Raw genomic sequence first — 2,767 nt, 5'->3', positions numbered from 1 at the left:
GCGTACTGGGAGTACATGCCGTCGCTGTGCTGGATGACGACCTCGTTGCCGTACGAGCCGCTCCAGCCCGCGGAGACCACGGTGCCCGGACCGATGGACCGGACGCTGGTGCCGGAGGCGGCCTGGAAGTCGGAGCCGGTGTGGTAACCGCTGGACCAGCTGGCGCCGGAGGCCCGGTACTGGGTGGTGACATTGGCGTTCTCGACCGGAGCGGCGTAGCCGGAGCTGCTGCTCTCCGACGCACCGGTGCCGGTGGCCGCCGCGGTCTCCTTCTCGGCCGGGGCGGCCGGGGCGGCAGCCTTCTCGGCCTGGGCAGCCGGGGCGGCAGCCTTCTTCGCCGTCGAGGGGGCGGCCCCGGAGGACTTCTCCGCGGAGCCGGACGCCTTGGCGCCGAGAGTCAGCTTCATGCCCGGGAGGATCAGGCTCGGGTCCTCACCGACGACGGCACGGTTGTCCTGGTACAGCTTCTGCCAGCCGCCCTTGACCTTCTTGTCGGCAGCGATCTTCGCGAGGTAGTCACCGGAGACCACGGAGTAGGTCTTCGGGGCGCCCTTCGCCGCGGAAGCGGAAGCGGAGCTGGGGGCGCTGTGCGCGGCGGCGGACTCGGCAGCCGGAGCGGCCTGCCCGGCGGCGTGGGCGCCGGTGGCGCCGATCAGCGGGAGGGCGAGAACGGCGCCGCCGGTCCCTGCGGCAAGGACGCCACGGGAGATCGGGCCGGTCTTCGTGCGACGGTGCTTGCCTTTTGCGGGCATGGGGTTTCCTCTCCGGCGCCTGCGAGGTGAGCTGTCGGGTTCGGACTGGAGATGCCCGGCCGCGCGGTGCGCGCGACTTGACCCCAAGCCGTACCGGATCCCTCCGGCCGGCGGCCTACCTGGTTCCCCCGCTCCTGCCACACGTGAGTCGGTGCGGATTCCGGGCGGCGGCAGGATTAGGCGTTCCGTCCGGATTGACCGTGACCGTAAGCGAGCCGGGACGCCACGGACAAGCCGCCGGCCGAGGAGCGGAATCCGTTCCTCATTTCCGGTACCGCATTCCCGTCACACTCCGTGGATTACGGATCTTGGCTTTCCGCTCGGCGTCCGGAAAGGCCCTCGGCACCTCCACCACGCACCGTCACAGATATGATCCCGCTCACCTGGTTCACACCATCTCCCATGCAAATAGGGCATGTTCCATTAAATGCGCCAATACGGACATGCTGTGACCGCTGTCGCCCGTGTCCCCAGCACCGGGACGGCCGAGACGGTTGCCCGGTGCAGCCATGTCGTATCGTCGCGGGCGTGCCCCGTCGGCGAGCGGCGCCGACACCTGACACTCCAGGAGCCCTTGTGACGCAGTTGCCAGAGGTCCCGCAGGTCCGCCCCGAGCCGACGGACGTCGCCCTGACCGGCGTCCGCAACTTCCGCGACGTCGGCGGGCTTCCGACCGTGGACGGCCGCACCGTGCGGTACGGGCGCCTCTACCGCAGCGGCCACCTCGCCCACGCCACCGAGGCCGACGCCGCCTTTCTCGCCGGGCTCGGCCTGCACACGATCTTCGACTTCCGCAACGCCGCCGACCACAAGCTGGACGGCCTCGACGTCGAGCTGCCCGGTGTCCGGAATGTCAGCATCCCTCTCTCCGACCCCGCCGACGGGGCGGAGTTCTGGCGGCTGGTGCGCGACGGGAACATCCAGCAGCTGCGCTCGATCCTGGCCGACGGCAAGGGGACGGAGCGGATGGTCGCCTCGTACCGCTCGATCATCAAGGACCGCACCGCCGAACACAGCCGCGTGCTGCACGCGCTGGCCGAGGACAGCGTGCCGGCGTTGATGCACTGCGCGGCGGGCAAGGACCGGGCCGGCCTGTCGGTCGCGGTCTCGCTGCTCGCGGTCGGTGTCGAGAAGGAGGCCATCGAGGCCGACTACCTCAAGTCGAACGACGCGCACCGCCGGTACAAGGTGAAGCGCAGCGACACCTCGCCCGTAGGGATGTCCGACGAGGTGATGGAGCTGCTCAATCCGCTCTTCGGCGCCCACGCCGAATACCTCGACGCGGCGTTCGCCACCATCGAGGAGATCTGGGGCAGCACGGACCGCTACCTCCTCGAAGGGCTCAAGGTCAGCCACGAGACCCGCGAGAAGCTGCGTGAGCGTCTCGTCGAGGACGCGTGACGCCGGAAGTCAGCCCTTGCCGGCCACGGTGAAGAGAAGGAAGAGGAAGGCCGCGACGACGTGTCCGGCCACCAGGTAGGCGATGAGCCGGATCACGAGTCCCCGGGGCATGCGCCGCTCCTGTGTGTCCGCGCTCTTCGGCCTGCGCGAGGCGAGCGGGTCGTAGTACTCCGGATCGGACATGACGGTCCTCTCTTCCGGCCGCTCGGGCCGGTGCGGTGAAAGGGGGCGCGATCCCGCAGGGCGCGCGGTGGCGAAAGACGCGCCCGGTGGGCCCGCGGGATCAGAACCGGTGCGTCCCGCCGCCCAGGCACAGCTCGGCGGCCGGGCTCTGCAGCAGCGTGTGGACGAAGAGCAGGCGCGCCCCGGCGGCGTCGAGCGCCGCGATCCGGTGCGGGGTGAGCGAGTCGAAGTGCGCGCTGTCACCCGGATCGAGGTCGTGCACGGTCTCCCCGAGCACGACCCGCAGCCGGCCGTCGAGGACGTACAGCCACTCCTCTCCGGGATGGACGCGCACGAGATCGCCCTCGGCGCCGCCCGGGACCGCGACCGGGTCAAGGTCGTGGACCGGGCGGAGATGACCGACATCTGCCGGTCCTGAGGCCGGGCTCCTA

General features: G+C 70.5%; 4 protein-coding genes and 1 riboswitch. Of the genes, 1 reads left to right on the top strand and 3 read right to left on the bottom strand.

Annotated features, from left to right (window positions below; genetic code table 11):
• A partial coding sequence (locus tag VN520_RS17590; RefSeq protein WP_325747876.1) for a LysM peptidoglycan-binding domain-containing M23 family metallopeptidase occupies nt 1-752 on the bottom strand: 752 nt, incomplete at its 3' end.
• A 1-nt stretch (nt 753) separates the two neighbouring features.
• A riboswitch (cyclic di-AMP (ydaO/yuaA leader) is annotated at nt 754-916 on the bottom strand.
• A 412-nt stretch (nt 917-1,328) separates the two neighbouring features.
• Between VN520_RS17590 and VN520_RS17585 the strand changes: the two genes are divergently transcribed.
• Nucleotides 1,329-2,153 (top strand): tyrosine-protein phosphatase, encoded by an 825-nt coding sequence (locus tag VN520_RS17585; RefSeq protein ID WP_325747875.1) that lies wholly within the window; start codon nt 1,329-1,331, stop codon nt 2,151-2,153.
• Between the two features lie 9 nt (nt 2,154-2,162).
• Here the strand turns inward: VN520_RS17585 and VN520_RS17580 are convergent, their stop codons facing one another.
• Both VN520_RS17580 and VN520_RS17575 read right to left on the bottom strand, forming a co-directional pair.
• Nucleotides 2,163-2,336 (bottom strand): DUF6126 family protein, encoded by a 174-nt coding sequence (locus tag VN520_RS17580; protein ID WP_325747874.1) that lies wholly within the window; start codon nt 2,334-2,336, stop codon nt 2,163-2,165.
• Nucleotides 2,337-2,436: 100 nt separating this feature from the next.
• A partial coding sequence (locus VN520_RS17575; RefSeq protein WP_325747873.1) for a cupin domain-containing protein occupies nt 2,437-2,767 on the bottom strand: 331 nt, incomplete at its 5' end.

This window comes from Streptomyces sp. (assembly GCF_035563135.1).
GTDB lineage: Bacteria > Actinomycetota > Actinomycetes > Streptomycetales > Streptomycetaceae > Streptomyces.
This window is presented reverse-complemented; position numbering and strand designations above follow the sequence as displayed.